This window comes from Actinoplanes solisilvae (assembly GCF_003999975.1).
In the GTDB taxonomy this organism is placed as follows: domain Bacteria; phylum Actinomycetota; class Actinomycetes; order Mycobacteriales; family Micromonosporaceae; genus Actinoplanes; species Actinoplanes solisilvae.
Window position 1 is genome coordinate 62,457 of the sequence record NZ_RJAC01000022.1, and the last position, 16,978, is coordinate 79,434.

Here is a 16,978-nt window from a genome sequence, read left to right on the forward strand (position 1 = left end):
ATCAGCCGTGCCGGCGCGCCTGACCTCGGCGTTCCGGGTTGGCGGGGGCGGGGGAGGGCGGCAGCGTGAACCAGAAGGTCGCGCCCCGCCCGTCCTCGCCCTCGGCCCAGATCTCGCCGCCGTGCCGTTCGACCGCGCGGTGCACCGTGGTGAGGCCGATGCCCGTCCCCGGGAAATCCTCGGCGCTGTGCAGCCGGGCGAAGGGCCGGAAAAGCTCGCCCGCCTTGCCCGCCGGGAAGCCGGCGCCGTTGTCGCGCACGAAGAAACCGTCCGGAGAACAACCGATCTCGATCGCGGGCCCGGCGACCTTGCGGGTGAACTTGACCGCGTTGTTGATCAGGTTCTCCAGGATGACGTGGACCAGGCCCTCGTCGGCGTCGGCGCTCAACCCGTCCTGAACGGTGAAGGCGACGCGGTGCGACGGGTCGCGGGCCTCGACCTCGCCGATCACCTGCCACACCGTCGCGGTCAGGTCGAACTCGGCCCGGCGCAGGTCGCCCCGGCTGGCCCGGGCCAGGATCAGCAGCGACTCGACCAGGTCGGCCATGCGGTGGGCGGCCGCCTGGATACGCGAGAGCCGGCGGCGGGCCTCGGTGCTCAACGGATCGTCCTCGTCGTCCAGCATGTGTTCGGCGAAGCTGCTGATCACCTGCAGCGGGCCGCGCAGGTCGTGCGAGACCGAGCCCGAGAACGCCTCCAGCTCGCGGTTGCGCCACTCGAGCTCCTCGACCAGCGCCGCCCGGGTCTCGGCGAGCTGGCGGGCCGAGCGTTCCTCGGCGGCGTCCAGTTCGCGACGCATCAGCTCCTCGCGGATGCGGCGGCTCTCGTCGTGTGACTGCTTGCGCCGGATCTGCGTACGGACGTGCGCCCTCAACGCCTCCGCGCCCGAGTCGGCCCGTACGTAGTCGTCGGCTCCCGACGCGAGGCAGGCCAGCATGTCGTCGTCGTTCGCGCCGGTCATCACGATCGGCGTCTCCCCGATCACCGGCACCTCCTTGATGCGCCGGCATGCCAGCCGGCCGAGATCGCCGGACAGGCCCAGACCCAGCACGATGCAGTCGACCGGCTGCTCGGCCAGCAGGTCGAGGGCGTCCTCGGTGGACGCCACCGGGATCACGTCGTAGCCCTCGTCGCGCAGCGCCTCGGCCAGCTCGGTCAGCCGTTGCCGGTCGGGCGTCAGGGCCAGCACCTTGCTCGGCCCGTGCAGGCTGCCGGTCACCTCGATCGGGAGCTGCTCGGAGCTCTGCCGCAGCACCGCGTTCAGCTTGGCCGGCACGATCGCCAGGTTCTGCTGCTTGCGGACGAAGGCGTCGGCGCCCGCGTCGAGCATCTGCAGCTCGGTGGCGTAGTCGTCGGCCGCGGTCATCAGGATGCACGGGATGTCGCGCAGGGCCGGGTCGAGGCGGATGCGGCGGATCACGGTGGCGCCGTCGATGCCCGGCATCACGCCGTCCACGATGATCGCCTGCGGCCGGCGGTCGGCGGCGGCCCGCAGGCCCTCCTCGCCGCTGGGGGCGGTCAGCACCGCGTATCCCTCGCCCTCGAGCAACTCCCTCAGCTGTTCACGGAACGTCCTGCTGTCGTCGACGATCAGGATCGTGGTGCGGTTGTCGGCGCGGTCCTGATCGCCGAGGAGCTGGCGGACGCGGGCCACCACATAACCCGCGTCGTACGGCTTCCCGACGTACTCGTCGGCTTCTATGCGCAGCCCGGCGAGCCGGTCGGCGACCTCGTCCTCGCTGCTCAGCAGCACCGTCACGACCCGCGAGCGGCTGGGCATGCCGCGCAGCTCGGTGAGCAGCTCGAGCCCGTCGGCGTCGGGCAGCAGCACGTCGAGCACGGCCACGTCGAAGCCGTCCTCGATGAACGCCTTGCGGGCCTCGGCGCCGGTCGCGCACAGGATCGTGCCGAACCCGGCCGCCTCGAAGGACTCGTGCAGGTCCATCCGGACGGTCAGGCTGTCGTCGACGATCAGCACGCGGTGGGTCATCGCCGGCTCCCCGCGAGCTGAAGCTCGACCAGCCGGGCGGCCATCTTCATCGGCGGCAGCACGTAGGCGGCCGCGCCCAGCAGGGCGGCCTCGCGCGGCATTCCGTAGACCACGCAGCTCGCCTCGTCCTGCGCGAAGGTCACCGCGCCCCGCGCGCGCATCGCCAGCAGCCCCTCGGCGCCGTCGCGGCCCATGCCGGTGAGCAGGCAGCCGGCCGCGGACGTGCCGAACTCGGCGGCCACCGACTCGAAGAGCACGTCGACCGAGGGACGGCAGGAATGCCGCGGCGGGGCGTCGCTGATGCGCAGCAGGCCGTCGCGCACCAGCATGTGCCGGTCGGGCGGGGCGAGCACCACCCGGCCGGCGAGGGCGCCCACCGGCGTACGGTCGCGCGCGTAGGTCACGTCGCGTCCGGTCTGCCCGGCCAGCCAGTCGGAGAACGCCACCGCGAACGGCTCGCTCGCCGCGATGTGCTGCACGCAGAGCACCGGCGGCAGGAAGCCGGACGGCAGCGCGCGCAGCAGCTCGGTCAGCGCGCCCGGGCCGCCGGTCGACGCGCCGAGGACCACCGCGCGCAGGGTGTCCGCCGCCGGCAGCGGGACGACGGCAGCGGCTTCGACCCCGGGCCGCCCGCGACCGTCCAACCGGGCCCGTGGGTGCGTGATCACCCGGATGCGCGAGACGAGGCGTACGGCCGCGCACAGCCGGCGCCCCCAGCCGGAGTCGGTGGCGTCGCCGCGCGGCTTCTCCAGCACGTCGACCGCCCCGGCGGCGAGCGCGTTGTAGGTGCTGAACAGCTCGCGCCGGTCGGCCGACGAGACCACCAGGATCGGCGTCGGATGCTCGGCCATGATGTGCTCGGTGGCGACCAGCCCGCTCATCGTGGGCAGCATCATGTCCATCGTCACCACGTCGGGACGCAGCCGCCCGACCAGCTCGACCGCCTCGCCGCCGTCGGCCGCCTCGCCGACCACCTGCAGCTCCGGGTCGGCGGCGAGCGACTCGCGCAGGTGGTGGCGCATGGTCGCGGAGTCCTCCACGAGCAGGACACGAATCATCAGAGGATCAGCCTCCTGATGTGCGCGAGCAGTTCCTCCTGGTTGAACTCGCCCTTGACCACGTAGGCCGAGGCGCCCACGTCGGTGCCGCGGCGGCGGTCCTCGGCGCTGGCCCGCGAGCTGACCAGGATCGCCGGCACCGGGGCCAGCGCCGGGTCGGCCCGGGTGCGTTCGACGAAGGTGAAGCCGTCGATGCCGGGCATGTCGATGTCGGTCAGATAGAGCCCGTACGCCCGGGCGCGCGCCTTCTCCAGGCCCTCCTCGCCCGACGCGGCCAGATCGACCTCGTAGCCGGCCGACTCCAGGATGCTGCGCTCGAGCTGGCGGGTGGTCAGCGAGTCGTCCACGACCAGGATCGGCATGCGCGAGCGGGGGACGGCGGCCGACTCGCTGCGGGCCGCCGTGCTTTCGTGCCGGGCCTCGGCGACCAGGCCGTGCGCGTCGAGCACGAGCCGGGGATTGCCGTCCAGGTCGATCGAGACGCTGCCGATCACCGGGGCGGCCGGGGCGAGATCGGGCAGCGGCCGGGCGACCAGCGTGGTGGTGCCGGCCAGCCGGTCCACGCCGATCGCCACCGTGTCCCGGTCGGCGGCGAGCACGATCGCCACGCCCGAGCCGGAGTCCGACTTGTCGGGCGGCGTTGCGCGCAGGGCGGTCGCGAGCGGCAGGAAGGGGAGCACCTCGCCCTCGTGCGCGAGCCGGGCGGTGGCGGTGGCGGCGGCCATCTCGCCGGCCGAGAGGCGCACGCAGCGGCGCACGGAGTCCAGCGGCATCGTCGCGGTCATCGTGCCCGTCTCGACGATCAGGCCGTTCATGCTGAGCAGGGTCAAGGGCACGATCAGGCGTACGGTGGCCCCGTCGCCGGGCCGGTTCTCGATGGAGACCTCGCCCCCGAGCTGCACGGCCACGTCCCGGGCGACGTCCATCCCGATGCCGCGGCCGGCGACCTCGGTGACCGCCGGGGCGGTGCTGATCCCGCCGTGCAGCACCAGGTCGATCAGCTTCTGCGAATCCGCGTCGGAGCCCGTGGGCAGCAGGCCGCGCTCCTCGGCGGTGCGGCGCAGCGCGGCCAGGTCGAAGCCGCGCCCGTCGTCGCTGCAACGGAACTCGGCATAGCGGCCACGGCGTTCGACGTGGACGGTGACCGTGCCCTCGACGGGTTTGCCGGCCGCCCGGCGTTCCGGTTCGGGCTCGATGCCGTGCACCACCGCATTGCGTACGACGTGCAGGAACGCGCCGTTGATCAGGTTGAGCAGGTAGGGGCCCATCCGCACGTCGGCCCCGCTGGCCTGGAACTGGACCTGCTTGCCCTCGGCGTCGGCGGCGTCGCGCACGGCCCGGCGCAGCGCCGTGAAGATCGTTCCGGCCGGCACCAGGCGCAGCCCCTCGGCCCGGCCCCGCACCTCGTCGAGCTCGCGTTCGACCTGGTCGACGGCGTCGGTGAGGCGGCGGCCGAGCGCGCCGATCTCGCCGCCGAGCCGCCGCACCGCCGTACGGGCGGTGGAGTCCGACACGGACATGCGGCCCAGACGCATCCGCTCGCCGAGCGCCTCGACCTTCCGGTGCACGCGGGCCAGCGTGCGGCTGCCGTCGCGCAGCGGGGCGATCCGCGCGCTGGCCTCGCCGATCGCGTCGAGAAGCTCGTCGAGGTCGGCGGTGGCGGCCCGTTCCGGCTGCCGGTCAGCCGACGCCTCGGCGCCGCGCGCGTAATCGGCGTCGATGTGGGCCTGGTCGACCTCGGCCTGCGTGGTGGGCGCGTTGAGCGGGACCGTACGCACGTGTTCCGGCTCGGCGGCCGGCTCGCCGGACAGGGCCCGTACGTGTCCGGCGATCTCGTCGTTGAGGCGTAGCAGCTCGCGCATCTGGTCGGCCGGCAGCGACGGGGTGTTCTCGTCGCGGTGCGGGACCAGCACCTCCTCGAACTCGTGGGCCCGGTCGGCGATCTCCTGCTGCTTGACCACCCGGGCCGCGCCCTTGAGGGTGTGCGCGAACCGCAGCAGCCGCGCCACCAGATCGGGCCCCGGCTGCTGATCCAGGTCGAGCACCCCCGCGCTGATCTGATCGACCAGTTCGCGGGCCTCGATCCGGAAATAGCGGAGCGGGTCCTGCCCTCCCATCAGTGGCGTCCGGAGCCGACCAGGTCCAGCAGTTCGCCGGAGAGCGTGGAGAGGTGGGCGGCGGTCTGCTTGGTCTGCACGGCGCTGGCCTCGGTCTCGCGGGTGACCCGGGCGGTGTCCGAGGCTGCCACGTTGACCTGCTCGACGGCGGTGGTCTGTTGCTTGGTCGACAGCTCGATCTCGCGGGTCGCGTCGCTGGTCGTGGCGACCAGCCCGGCGATGCGGCGGAACGAGCTGGTGGCGTCGTCGAACTGCCGCGAGCCGGCGTCCACCGCCTTGGCCCCGATCTCGGTCGCCATCACCGTCGTGTTGACCGCGCCCCGGACATCCTCGATCAGCGCCCGGATCTCCTTGGCCGAGCCCGCCGTACGGTCGGCGAGCTTACGGATCTCCTCGGCCACCACGGCGAACCGGCGGCCCCACTCGCCCGCCCCGCTGGCCTCGATGGTCGCGTTGATGGCCAGGATGTTGGTCTGCTCGGCCAGCTCGGAGACCAGGTCGACGACCCCGCCGATCTGCTGCGACTTCTCACCCAGGGCCAGCATGTGCTGCACGATCTGGTCGACCTGGGTGCGGATCGCGGTGATCGAGGCGCGGGTCTGGTCGATGGTCGCGTCGCCGGTGCGGGCCGCGTCGGCGGTGTCCTCGGCGATCTTGGAGACCCGCTGGGCGCTGTCCGCGATCTGCCGCGAGGTGATCAGCAGTTCGCTGATCGTCGTGGTGATCTCGCTCATCGCGCTGGCCTGGTCGCGCCCGCCGGTCGCCTGCTGGGCCGCGGCCGCCTCGAGCTGGGCCGACGAGCTCTGGATGTGCCCGACCGCGGCGCCCACCTCACGGCGCAGGTCGCGGCTCAGCTTCCAGGCCATCAGGGCCGACCCGATGATCAGCAGAAGGCCGATGGCGACGATGAACCAGCTCGCGGCGGAGGCCCGTGCGGTCGCCGCGTCACTGCGGGCGTCCACCACGGCCATCTGCCGCTCGATGAGGGCGTTTAGCGCCCGCTGCAACGAGATCCGGGCCGCCCTCACCTCCTGGCCGCCGGAGAGCTGGCTGACGTCGGCCAGGGTCTTGAGCCCGGCACGCTGCTCGATCAGCGGCTCCAGCACCGAGGCGTGCCTCTCCTCGGCCTCGGCGACGCTCTGCAGCAGATTGCGGGAGGTCGGGTCGGTGATCGTGGTACGCAACGACGCGACCTGGCCGAGGAACCTGGTGCGGTCCTGGCCGGCGGCGGTGCGGTACTCCTCGTTGGCGGTGAGCAGGTATCCCCGGTAGTCCGCGATCCGCGACTCCATCGCGGCGTTCAGCACCTCGGAGCCGACCAGGTTCACCCGGGCCGCGGTGATCACGTTGTCCTTCGTGCTCAGCACGTAGCGCAGGGTGAGGACGGAGGTTGCCGTCATCAGCAGGGTCAACGCCAGGGTCAGGCCGAAACCGGCGGCCAGCTTGGTGCCGAAAGTGCGTCCGGCCATCATGAAGCGTTCTCCTCGTCGGTGGCTGGGGTGTGCCCGGCCAGGCCGTGCACGGTGACGCGGGTGGCGGGGATGTCGATGATCGGACGGCTGCCGCCGGGCAGGTCGACCAGCCCGCGCAGGCTGCCGGTGCGGGTGTCGCCCTCGTCGCCCGATTCGCGGATGATGTCGGCGGTCACCGCGCGCACGTGCCCGTCGAGCTCGTGGAAGGCCAGGCCGAGCAGGGGCGAGCCGGCTGCCAGCACCAGCCAGCGCGGCACGTCCGGCACCGGATGGCCGAGCAGTGCGGCCAGGTCGTAGACCGGCACCACGGCTCCGGCGAACCCGGCCAGGCCCAGCAGAGCGGGCATCGGTCCGGGCAGCGCGGTTACCGGACGGTCCGGGTGCACCCCCGAGGTCTGCGAGAGCCTGATCGCGTACGGCCGTCCGCCCGCCCGGATCGTGAGCAGCTCGAGATGCTCCTCGTCGTGGCTGCGCGCCGGCTCGGCGAAGGACTGGTCGAAGTCCTCGCGCAGCGCCCGCAGCCGCCGGATCACCGAGCCGGCCGGGGCGGTCAGAGCTTGCTGGGCCCACCCTCCTGGCCCGGCGAACGCTTCGCTGACTCCGGTGCAGTCGGTCATGGCCGGCGCACCCCGCAGGCGTCCAGTTCGGAGCGGCACACCACCGTGAGGGCCAGCCGGCCGAACCCGCCACCGAACAGTGCGATCCGCTCCTCGTCCTCGCGCACCAGCAGGTCGAGCGCGCGCTCCAGCTCACCGGCGGCCGCGCGGTCGTCGCCCTGGCGCCGGGCGAGCTGGCCCAGCCGCAGCCGGGGCAGGGCGAACCCCGGGTCCAGGTACGCCGCCAGACGGTACTGCCCGACGGCCTCGGCGACGGCTGACCCCTCCTCGAGGCAGAGCCCGAGCAACTGGTGCGCGTCCGGGTTGAGGCCGTTCTCGTCGCTGAGCCGGCGGGCCAGCGCGACCGCCTCGTCCAGCCGCCCGGTCTGCGCCAGCAGCACCCCCCGCAGCAGACGGTTGCGCGCCCCGCCGCGCGACGCCCCGACCAGATCGAGCGCGTCCGCGAAGCGTTCGAGCCGCAGCAGATCCAGAGCTTTCCCGTACGGGTCCTCGTCGGCGGGCGCCGCAGCCGGCGACTCGGGCGTGGGTCGCGCGGCGGTGTCGGCCGGCGATGCGGCTCGCTGCACCGGGGGCGGCCCGCCAGTGCGCCGGTAGTAGAAGGTCTTGTGGCTGTGCCGCAGTTCGAGGCCGGCCGGATCGCTGCCCAGCGAGTCGGTGTGGCCCAGGAAGAGGAAACCGCCCGGCGCCAGCGCGTCGGTCATCCGCCGCACCAGTGAGTTCGCCACCTCCGGCGTGAGATACATCAGCAGGTTGCGGCAGAAGATCACGTCGTACTGCTCGGGGCGCCACAACCCGTCGCCGTGTTCGGCCACGTTGCCGCGCTGGAAGTGCACCAGCCGGCGGATCTCGTCGACGACCCGGAAACCGCCGTCGTCCGGCCGGAACCAGCACCGCCGCACCAGGTCCGGCGTCTCGCGCAGCGCCCACGCCGAATACCAGGCGCTCTCGGCCTTGCTCAGCATCGCCGGGTTGGCGTCGAGACCGATCACGTTGATGATCCAGTCAGGATCGGACCGCACCTCCCGCGCGGTGATCGCCAGCGAGTACGCCTCGTCGCCCGACGAGCAGGCCACCGACAGCATGCGCAGGGCCCGCTGGGCCGACCGGACCGTGGCCCGTTCGGGCAGGGCGTCCTCGCGCAGCGCGGCGAACTGCTCGCCGTGCCGGAAGAAGTAGGTCTCGGTGATGCTGAGCCGCTCGACCAGCTCGGACAACTCCGGCTCCCACCGGCGCGCGCCGAGCCGGGTCAGGTAGTCCTCGCGTTTCATGCTGTGCTCGGCGGCCCGGTCCCGCAGCAGGTCGGCGAGCTGCGGGCCGTCGCTGTCGGCGAACGTCCAGCCCAGGTGCTGGGCGAGCAGATCCCGGAAGCGCATGGTCTGCGCGGGCGCGGTCACGACGGCACCCCCAGGGTCGCGCCCGCGTCACGGGCCTCGCCGGGGCTGCTCGCGACCGGTGTTTCCCGGATCGCGTCCGGTCCGCCGGCGGTTGCTTTCGGGATCGCGGCTGGTTCGCTCGCTGCTTCCCAGACCTCGTCCGGTCCACTCGCCGCGGCGGCCGCCTCCCAGACCTCGTCCGGCACGGCACGCATGCTCTGCAACAGCAGCAGCGGCTCGGCGCCGAGAATGCCGACGCCGGCCACCAGCCGGGTGCTGCGCCCGCCCAGCAGAGCCGGGTGCCCGCCGGTGGGCTCGGCCTCGACGGTACGGATGCCGACGATCTCGCCCGTGGCCAGCGCGACGGTGCCCCGCTCGGTGCGCACGGCGAGATATCGCTCCGGCTGCTCGGCCGTGGCCCCGGCGCCGAGCAGCCGCGACACGTCGATCACGGGCGTGGGCACCCCCCGCATCACGGTGATGCCCCGCACGAACGAGGGCGTACCGGCCAGGACCCGGGTCTCGAGCGGCCGCATCGTCTCAACGATCTCGTCGAGGCTGAGCGCGCAGAGCAGCGGCCCGGCCCGGAAGACGAGCGCGACCACCCCGGCGCCCTCGTCGGAGTGCGCGGACACCTGTCCGTACTGCCGCATTCGCTCAGGTTAGCGAGAGTTCATCCCGGATAGCCGAGATTCCTTCACACCGGGAACACGTCAGGCCCCGCCCGGATGGGGGACGACGCCTCGCGCTCCTCCGGTCGGGTGGAGGCCGATACGTCGCCCCCTTGGGCCGGGTGGAGGCCGACGGGTCGGGTCCTCGGGCTGGGGTGGAAGCCGATGGGTCGGGTCCTTGGGCCGGGGTGGAAGTCGACGGGTCACGCCCTTCGGTCGGGGTGGAACCAGTCGGTGGCCTCGTCCTCGAGCGGGTCGGCCCGCCGCCCGGCCACCGGCAGCCCAGGATCATGCCGCGGCGGCAGCAGCGAGTCGGGTGCCTCAGCATCGAGCGGTACCTCAACCCCACCCACCGCATTACCCGCGACGTCATCGACACCCGGCACCCCGGGCGCCCCGGGCGCCACGTCGTCGACTTCTGGACGCCTCATTTCGCTCGGGTGTGCGGTCTCCTCCGGGCGTGTTATCTCGCTCGACTGTGCGGTTTCTCCTGGGCGCGTTATTTCGCCCGCTCGTGTTTTTTCCTCGGGGTCGCGGGGAATGGGCGGCCAGTTGGCGGGCGTCCGCGTCATGGCGGCCGCGGCCGTGGAGCGGGCCATCGCCGCCGCCGCGGACGACCGGCCGGAGCGCACCGGTGCCGCCGTGGGCAACCCGTCGGAGCGGGCCGGTGTGGCCGCGGCCAGACCGCCGGAGTGAGCCGGTTCCGCTGCGGACGACCGGCCCGAGCGTGCCGGTGCCGCCGCGGACAGTCCGCCGGAGTGAGCCGATGCCGCTGTCGCCGTCCGGCCGGACGCGGCCGCTACGGCGAGTGACGGCTCGGACGGCGGCTCTGTGGTGTGCTGCCCCGAGCGTGGCGCCGGGGCGGTGTCCGGCCACAGGCGGGGGCGGCGGCGGGCGCCCAGGTCCTCGGCCCAGCCGAACGCGACGACGGCGAGGCCGGTCAGCGCGAACGCGAGCAGCAGGTCGGTGACCGGGCCCAGGCGGTCGCCGAGGTCGTCGAGGGCCAGCACGGTCAGCACCGGCCACACCGCCGCGATCGCGATGTTGTGCCACAGGTAGACCGTGACCGCGCGGGCGTTCAGCAGCGTGACGGTCCGGTCCAGCGGGGCCACTCGGGCCAACCAGTCCATCGACGGCTGCCAGCGCAGCACGACCAGCACGAAGGCCAGCGACCACAGCGCCTGCGATTCCGAGACGTCGTTGAAGTCCCAGGTCTCCTCCTGCCGTGCCCACCACAGCGCGGCGGCTGCCATGACCAGGGCGGCCGGATAGGCCAGCCAGGGGCGCAGCCGGGCCAGCCGGCCGTCCTGGTGGGCGAAACCGGCGATCCAGCAGGCGCCGTACGTGATGAAGTCCCACAGGGCGGCGTCGGCCGTCTCGGGCAGCTCGAAACCGGTGTAGTCGAGCGCCGCCATGATCAGCAGGGGGAGGGCCACCGTGGCCCAGCCGACGCGGCGCCACAGCAGGAAGAGCACCGGGGAGAGCAGGACGAACCAGACGTACGCCCGCAGGTACCAGAGCGGCTCCCACACGTCCAACGCCTGGTCGCTGCCGGGCGGGTCGCCGATCGGCAGCAGCCAGAACACGAGCGTGGCCGGGCTGAACGGGTGCTGCCCGCCGTCCTCGCGGGTCCAGCCGGCGACCAGCATGACCGGCACCGCGATCGCGCCGAGCAGCCACAGCGGCGGCAGCAGGCGACGGAGGCGGGAGGTGACCACCTGGTTCGCCGCGCGCCGGGAGAGCGAGGCGGCGGTCAGGGAGCCGGCCAGGGCGAACATGACGCCCATCGCGGGGAGCACGATCGACAGCCATGGCCACCCGAAGAGGTGGTAGACGATCACGCGGACGATCGCGGCGGCACGGAGCAGATCGAGGTAGCGATTGCGCACCGCGACGAGGTTGCCAGTCCGGACCCGCGCGACGGGACCACCGCGAGGACCGGAAGAACGACACCCCGGGCTTACCCCGTACGAATGAACTGTCCGTTTTGTCTGTGCGGTTGTGCGACCTCCGTGCTCCGCTCCGCCGCGGGGAAACCGCAGTTGACGGCCGGTATTTCAGCGATCGCGGCCGAGGCGCCGGCGGTGACGGGCGCCGGGGAGGCAAGTGACCGTGCCCGGTCTGTGACGTTGACACCCGGTGGAGGCGGCCCGGAGAAGCCGGGCGGCCGGGAATCGATGGGGAAGACGGGGTTATGCGGAAACCACTCGTGGTGGTCTGTGCGACGGCTACGGCGCTCCTGCTGGGCGGCGGAGTCGCGGCGACCTCGGCGGCCGCCGACGAGAGGCCGGACACGGCGGGCTGGGGCGGATTCTGGTGGCCGGACCTGTTCGGCGGCTCCGGTGCCGACAGCGACGACGACGCCTTCGAGGAGCCGTTCGCCGACCGCGGCGACGCCGAGCGCCCGACGCTGGACGCCCCGCCCGGCGACACCCGGGCCGATGGCGCCCAGGCTGATGGCACCCACGCCGATGGCGCCCAGGCCGATGGCACCCATGCCCGCCCGGGCGCCGCCCCGCAGGACGATCGAGGCCGCAGCGCGCAGGACGACGCGGCCGACCAGCGCAGCAATGCGGCCCAGCGAGGCGCGGCCACCGGAGACGGCGCTGCTCAGCGAGGCGGCGCCGCCCAGAGTGACGGCGCCGACCGGCAGCGGCCCGCCACCGCCCAGCGCCCGCACGCCGCCCAGGCCCCCGTCCGTCGTCCCGGCTTCGCGGGGCAACGGCAGCCCGGTTTCGCCGCCCAGCAGCGTCAGCCCGCCGGCAACGTGATGGCCGGCGCCCGTCAGCCGGTGACCACGAGCGACGTGTCGGCCAGTCCGCACGCCCCCGTCCAGCAGCGCGTTCTCGTGCTGATCAACCAGAACCGGCGGCGCGGCGGCTGCGACCCGCTCACGCTCGACCGGCGGCTGATCGCCGCGGCCTACCGGCACGCCGCCGACATGGCCCGCCGCGACTACTTCGCGCACGAGTCGCCCAACGGCGACGACGCGGGGGAGCGGGTCAGCGAGGCCGGCTACGAGTGGAAGCGCTACGGCGAGAACATCGCGCGCGGCGCCGACAGCGCGTGGGAGGTCGTGGACGGCTGGATGAACAGCCCGACGCACCGCGAGAACATCATGGACTGCCGTCTGCACCAGATGGGCATCGGCCTGGCCATCTCGCGCGACCGCACCCCGTACTGGGTGCAGGACTTCGCCACCCCCGACCGGTAGGCGAATTGTCTTAAGTGCCGGTGGTGCGAGCCGATCTCATCTCCTGGATTCGCGCCACACTCGTTCCCCCGAGGTTCTGTGCGGCGTGGCTGTGCTTCTATGTGCGCACAACTTTCCTGGGGAGGAACCACATTGAAATCCAGTCGGGTTGCCGCCCGCCTCACCGGGGTCGTCATGGCCGCCCTGGTCGGCGGCGGTCTCGCCGCGGTGGTGACGGCTCCGGCCGCCGGTGCCGCGGTGCGCACTCCGGCGGCCAAGCCGGTGGCCACGACCGTGGTCACGAAGGCCGCGGCCGCGAGTTGTGCCACCGGTAAGTACCAGAAGAACGTCGAGTGGTGGCTCAACAAGATCGGTGGCTACGGAAAGCTGTCCTACGACGGCAAGCAGTCACCGAGTGACTGTGCCGCCATCAAGAAGTTCCAGCAGCGGTTCGGCATCCAGCCGGCCCAGGGTCTGGCCGGTCCGACGACCTTCGACGTGGCCAAGCGGCTGGGCAGCACGAACGTCGCGGCCTGCAAGCCGAAGAAGTCGGGCTACACGTTCTGTGTCGACCTGACCCAGCAGACGTCGTGGATCATGAAGAACGGCAAGAAGTTCACGAACCCGACGGTCGTCCGCACGGGCATGAAGAACTACCGCACTCCGTCCGGGACATACAAGATCAACAAGCGGACGAAGAAGGAGTGGTCCGACCCGTACGAGGTCTGGCTGCCCTACTGGCAGCGTTTCCAGGGCGGGAAGGGCTTCCACCAGACGACGACCTACATCCACGACAAGTGGCGCGGGTCGCACGGCTGCGTCAACCTGCTCCCGCAGGACGCCAAGGCGTACTGGAACGTCGGCAAGATCGGCATGACGGTCAAGCTGTTCGGACGTCGTCCGGGCACCTGATCTGCGCTTTCCTCGAAGGCGGGCTGCTATGCGGCCCGCCTTCGTGCATGGGTGGTCAGAACCTCGTGCGGCGGGAAGTGGCGTTCGCCCCCGGCCGCGGTGATCAACCACAGCCCTTCCCTGGTCAACGTGTAGCGCACGTCGACGAACCGGCTTTCCGTGTCGTCATGGTGCACGACGGTCAGCTCGTCGGCTCTCAGCATTACTCACCTTCTTTGTTTCCTGTGCGAGCAGTAGTACGGATTGAGCAGGCCACACGGTTCATTCCGGCGATCGGCATAGAGTGGCGTGCGTGTCCCGCGATCAACCGCGCCGCCGCTCCCGTCCCCTCGTGCTCGCCGCTGCCGGGCTGTTCCTGATCTCGTCGACCGCTGCCTCCTGCGGTGACGAGCAGACCGGCGTACGCCTCGGCGAAGCGTCCCGGGGCACCGTGGCCGAGATCGTCGAGGCGCCCGGCTCGGTCACCGCCCGGGCGGCCGCCACGGTCAGCGCCCCCGCCGCCGGCACCCTCGACGACCTGCGCGTCGAGCCCGGCAGGCGGGTCAGCAAGGGCCAGGTCCTGGCCGTGATCGACGCCCCCGACCTCGAGGCCCGCCGCCGCTCGGCCGAGCGCGCGCTCGACCAGGCGAGCGGTGGTGGCTCCGCCGTCGCCGATACGTCCGGCTTCACCGCCGTACGCCACCGGACCGATCGGCAGGCGGCCAAGTCGTTCGCCGAGGCCCGCGCGGCCGCCGCCAAGATCACCGACCCGGCACTGCGGCAGGTGCTGCTCAAGCAGGTCACCGCGGCCGAGGAGCAGTACGAGGCCGCTTCGAGCGCGGCGGCCGAGGTGATGCGCTCGGTGCAGACCGGGGTGGCGTCGCTGGGCGAGGCGGTCGACTCGCTCTCCACCGCCCAGCGCCTGCAGGCCCAGCAGGCCTACGACCTGGCCGACGCGGCCGTCGAGGCACTGACGCTGCGGGCGCCGGTCGCGGGGGTCGTGCAGTTCGGCGGCGTCTCCGGGGGCACCACGTCGTCGCTGACCGATCTGCTGTCGGCGGGCGGCGCTGCTCCGGCCGCGGCCGGCGGCGGGGCGGGCCTGCCGGGGGTCGACACGGCCGTCCCGGAGGGCGCGTACGTCGCCGCGGGCACACCGATCATGACGGTGGTCGACGTCAGCCGGCTCGGCCTGACCGCCGAGGTCGACGAGACCGACGTGCTGCTGGTCAAGCCGGGGGTCGCGGCCACGGTCGAGCTCGACGCGGCGACCGGGGCCACGTACGAGGCGGCTGTGCGCTCGATCGATCTGCTGCCGACGACGTCGAGCCGCGGCGGGGTCTCGTACAAGGTCAGGCTTGATCTGGCGGCCGGGAAGAACGCGCAGGGGGGAACCGCGCCGACGCCGCGGCCGGGGATGAGCGCGGTTGTGCGGCTGCAGGTGCGCGAGGCCGACGACGCCGTCACCGTGCCCGCATCGGCGATCATCAACGTGGACGGGCGTGACACGGTCTGGACCGTGCGCGGCGATCGCTACGAGCGGGTGCCGGTGACGCTCGGGGTGCAGGGCGAGGACGTCGTGCAGGTCACCGGCGGGCTCGACGCGGGGCAGCGGATCGCGGTGTCGGGCGCCGACCAGATCCAGCCGGGCGACCGCACGTCATGATCCTCGCCGACGACATCAGCCGCAGTTACGATCTCGACGGCGTCTCCGTCGAGGCGCTGCGTGGCGTGTCGCTGACCATCGAGCCGACCGACTACGTGGCGATCGTCGGGGCGTCCGGCTCGGGCAAGTCGACGCTGATGCACCTGCTCGGCGGCCTCGACCGGCCCACCGGCGGCACCCTGCTGATCGGCGGGCGCGACGTGGCCACGCTCAATCCGGCCGAGATGGCCAAGCTGCGCAACGAGACGATCGGGTTCGTCTTCCAGTCGTTCCACCTGCTGGCCCGCACGACCGCCCGCGACAACGTGGCGCTGCCGCTGGTCTATCGGGGCGTCGGCCGGCGCGAGCGGCGGGCCCGCGCGACGGCGATGCTCGAACGCGTCGGCCTGGCTCACCGCCTCGACCACCGCCCCAACCAGATGTCCGGCGGCGAGCAGCAGCGGGTGGCGATCGCCCGCGCCCTGGTCACCGACCCGTCGGTGCTGCTGGCCGACGAGCCCACCGGCAATCTCGACACCACCACCGGCCAGTCGGTGCTGGGCCTGCTCGAGTCGCTGAACGCCGAGGGCGTGGCGGTGGTGCTGGTCACCCACGACCGCGACGTCGCCGCCCGAGCCCACCGCCAGATCGTCATGCGCGACGGCTTGATCGTGGATCCCTCCTCTTCCCCCTCATTGAACATTTCGCCCTTCCCGTCCGCACCGGATATTTCGGATGCGGAAGGTGACCGGTGAGGCTAGCCGAGGCCTGGCGGGTCGCTCTCGACGCGTTGCGGGCCAACCGGCTGCGCAGCGTGCTCACCATGCTCGGCGTCGTCATCGGCGTGGCCGCCGTCGTGGCCCTGGTCGGCATCGGCACCGGCACCAAGGGGCAGATCGAGCAGCAGGTCGAGGGCCTCGGCTCCAACCTGCTGCTCGTCGTCCCGGGCCGGCTCGAAGCCGGTTCTGCCCCGACCGCGTCCACGATGAGTCTCGACGACGCCGAGGCCGTCACCCGCGTGGTCGGCGATCGCGACCGGGTCGCCGTCACCGTCGCCTCGGGCGAGACGATCCGGGCCGGTTCCCGTTCCGCGTTCGCCAGCATGCAGGGCGTTCTCGAGACCACCCCGAGCGTTTTCGTACGCCGGCTCGACCGCGGCGCCTACCTGACGCGTACGGATGTGACGACCGGCCGCCGCGTCGCGGTGCTGGGCGCGGGTACCGCCAGCGCGCTCTTCGGCGACCGCGACCCGATCGGCCGCCAGATCACGATCAGCGGCGTCCGGTTCCGGGTCATCGGCACCTTCGAGCGGCTCGGACAGAGCCTCGGCGTCGACCGTGACAGCGAGGTCCACGTACCCGTGACCGCCGCGCAGCGGCTGCTCGGCACCGACCGCATCGACGGTCTGGCGATCCGTGCCCCCGACCGCGAACGCATCAACGCGCTCGCCTCGGCCGTCGTCGCCACCCTCAGCGAACGGCACCCCGACACCGACTTCAGCGCGGTCACCCAGGAGCAGATCCTCGGCGTGCTCGGCGACATCCTCGGTGTGCTGACCGGGGTGCTCGCCGCGATCGCCGGCATCAGCCTGCTCGTCGGCGGCGTCGGCGTCTCGAACATCATGCTGGTCTCGGTGCGCGAGCGGACGAAGGAGATCGGCCTGCGCAAGGCCGTCGGCGCCCGGCCCCGCGACATCGGCGTGCAGTTCCTGCTCGAGGCGGTGCTGCTGACCACGATCGGGGGCGTGCTCGGGATGGCCCTCGGCGTGACCGCCGCGCTGCTGGTCGACGGGCTGACCCCCGTACCGGCCACCATCACCTGGTGGTCGCTCGCGCTGGCCTTCGGCGTCTCGGCCATCGTCGGCATCGTCTTCGGCGTGGTGCCCGCCCAGCGCGCCGGACGGCTCGACCCGGTGGTGGCGTTGCGCACCGAGTGACCGGCGGCACCCCCGGTC

Annotated in this window: 14 protein-coding genes; 5 read left to right on the plus strand and 9 right to left on the minus strand. The window is 72.6% G+C overall.

Features of this window, described 5'->3' with window-relative positions:
• Position 1: 1 nt before the first annotated feature.
• From EER30_RS37055 to EER30_RS48145, 8 genes are all read right to left on the minus strand, one after another.
• Complete coding sequence (locus EER30_RS37055; protein ID WP_127505816.1) at positions 2–1,990, minus strand: response regulator; 1,989 nt, start codon at positions 1,988–1,990, stop codon at positions 2–4.
• The gene (gene cheB / locus EER30_RS37060; protein WP_127505818.1) at positions 1,987–3,048 is read right to left on the minus strand and encodes a chemotaxis-specific protein-glutamate methyltransferase CheB; all 1,062 of its coding nucleotides are present in this window, start codon (positions 3,046–3,048) and stop codon (positions 1,987–1,989) included. Before cheB ends, EER30_RS37055 begins: the two co-directional genes overlap by 4 nt.
• Positions 3,048–5,165 (minus strand): hybrid sensor histidine kinase/response regulator, encoded by a 2,118-nt coding sequence (locus tag EER30_RS37065; protein WP_240670540.1) that lies wholly within the window; start codon positions 5,163–5,165, stop codon positions 3,048–3,050. The genes cheB and EER30_RS37065 overlap by 1 nt, the downstream gene beginning before the upstream one ends.
• A complete protein-coding gene (locus tag EER30_RS37070) occupies positions 5,165–6,637 on the minus strand; it encodes a methyl-accepting chemotaxis protein (protein ID WP_240670541.1) in 1,473 nt (490 codons plus the stop codon). The genes EER30_RS37065 and EER30_RS37070 overlap by 1 nt, the downstream gene beginning before the upstream one ends.
• Positions 6,634–7,254, minus strand: a complete 621-nt coding sequence (locus EER30_RS37075; protein ID WP_127505821.1) for a chemotaxis protein CheW — start codon at positions 7,252–7,254, stop codon at positions 6,634–6,636. The genes EER30_RS37070 and EER30_RS37075 overlap by 4 nt, the downstream gene beginning before the upstream one ends.
• Complete coding sequence (locus EER30_RS37080) at positions 7,251–8,648, minus strand: CheR family methyltransferase (RefSeq protein ID WP_240670542.1); 1,398 nt, start codon at positions 8,646–8,648, stop codon at positions 7,251–7,253. Before EER30_RS37080 ends, EER30_RS37075 begins: the two co-directional genes overlap by 4 nt.
• The gene (locus EER30_RS37085; protein ID WP_127505823.1) at positions 8,645–9,280 is read right to left on the minus strand and encodes a chemotaxis protein CheW; all 636 of its coding nucleotides are present in this window, start codon (positions 9,278–9,280) and stop codon (positions 8,645–8,647) included. Before EER30_RS37085 ends, EER30_RS37080 begins: the two co-directional genes overlap by 4 nt.
• Positions 9,281–9,501: 221 nt before the next feature.
• The gene (locus tag EER30_RS48145) at positions 9,502–11,187 is read right to left on the minus strand and encodes an acyltransferase family protein (protein WP_205650577.1); all 1,686 of its coding nucleotides are present in this window, start codon (positions 11,185–11,187) and stop codon (positions 9,502–9,504) included.
• 305 nt (positions 11,188–11,492) lie between these two features.
• Here EER30_RS48145 and EER30_RS37095 point away from each other — a divergent pair, with 305 nt between their 5' ends.
• Both EER30_RS37095 and EER30_RS37100 read left to right on the plus strand, forming a co-directional pair.
• A complete protein-coding gene (locus EER30_RS37095; RefSeq protein ID WP_127505825.1) occupies positions 11,493–12,512 on the plus strand; it encodes a CAP domain-containing protein in 1,020 nt (339 codons plus the stop codon).
• Between the two features lie 132 nt (positions 12,513–12,644).
• Entirely contained in the window at positions 12,645–13,403 is a 759-nt protein-coding gene (locus EER30_RS37100) for a L,D-transpeptidase family protein (RefSeq protein ID WP_432417587.1), read from the plus strand.
• 26 nt (positions 13,404–13,429) lie between these two features.
• On the opposite strand, the gene EER30_RS47515 is transcribed toward EER30_RS37100, so the two are convergent.
• Entirely contained in the window at positions 13,430–13,606 is a 177-nt protein-coding gene (locus EER30_RS47515) for a hypothetical protein (protein ID WP_164842612.1), read from the minus strand.
• 80 nt (positions 13,607–13,686) lie between these two features.
• Between EER30_RS47515 and EER30_RS37105 the strand changes: the two genes are divergently transcribed.
• Genes EER30_RS37105 through EER30_RS37115 form a run of 3 tightly spaced genes read left to right on the plus strand, consistent with a single transcriptional unit; the run spans position 13,687 to position 16,960 of the window.
• Positions 13,687–15,045 carry an efflux RND transporter periplasmic adaptor subunit gene (locus EER30_RS37105; protein WP_127505827.1) on the plus strand — a complete coding sequence of 453 codons (1,359 nt, stop codon included), beginning with the start codon at positions 13,687–13,689 and terminating at the stop codon, positions 15,043–15,045.
• Complete coding sequence (locus EER30_RS37110; RefSeq protein WP_127505829.1) at positions 15,042–15,779, plus strand: ABC transporter ATP-binding protein; 738 nt, start codon at positions 15,042–15,044, stop codon at positions 15,777–15,779. Before EER30_RS37105 ends, EER30_RS37110 begins: the two co-directional genes overlap by 4 nt.
• Entirely contained in the window at positions 15,776–16,960 is a 1,185-nt protein-coding gene (locus EER30_RS37115; RefSeq protein WP_127505831.1) for an ABC transporter permease, read from the plus strand. Before EER30_RS37110 ends, EER30_RS37115 begins: the two co-directional genes overlap by 4 nt.
• The last annotated feature ends 18 nt before the right edge of the window (positions 16,961–16,978 follow it).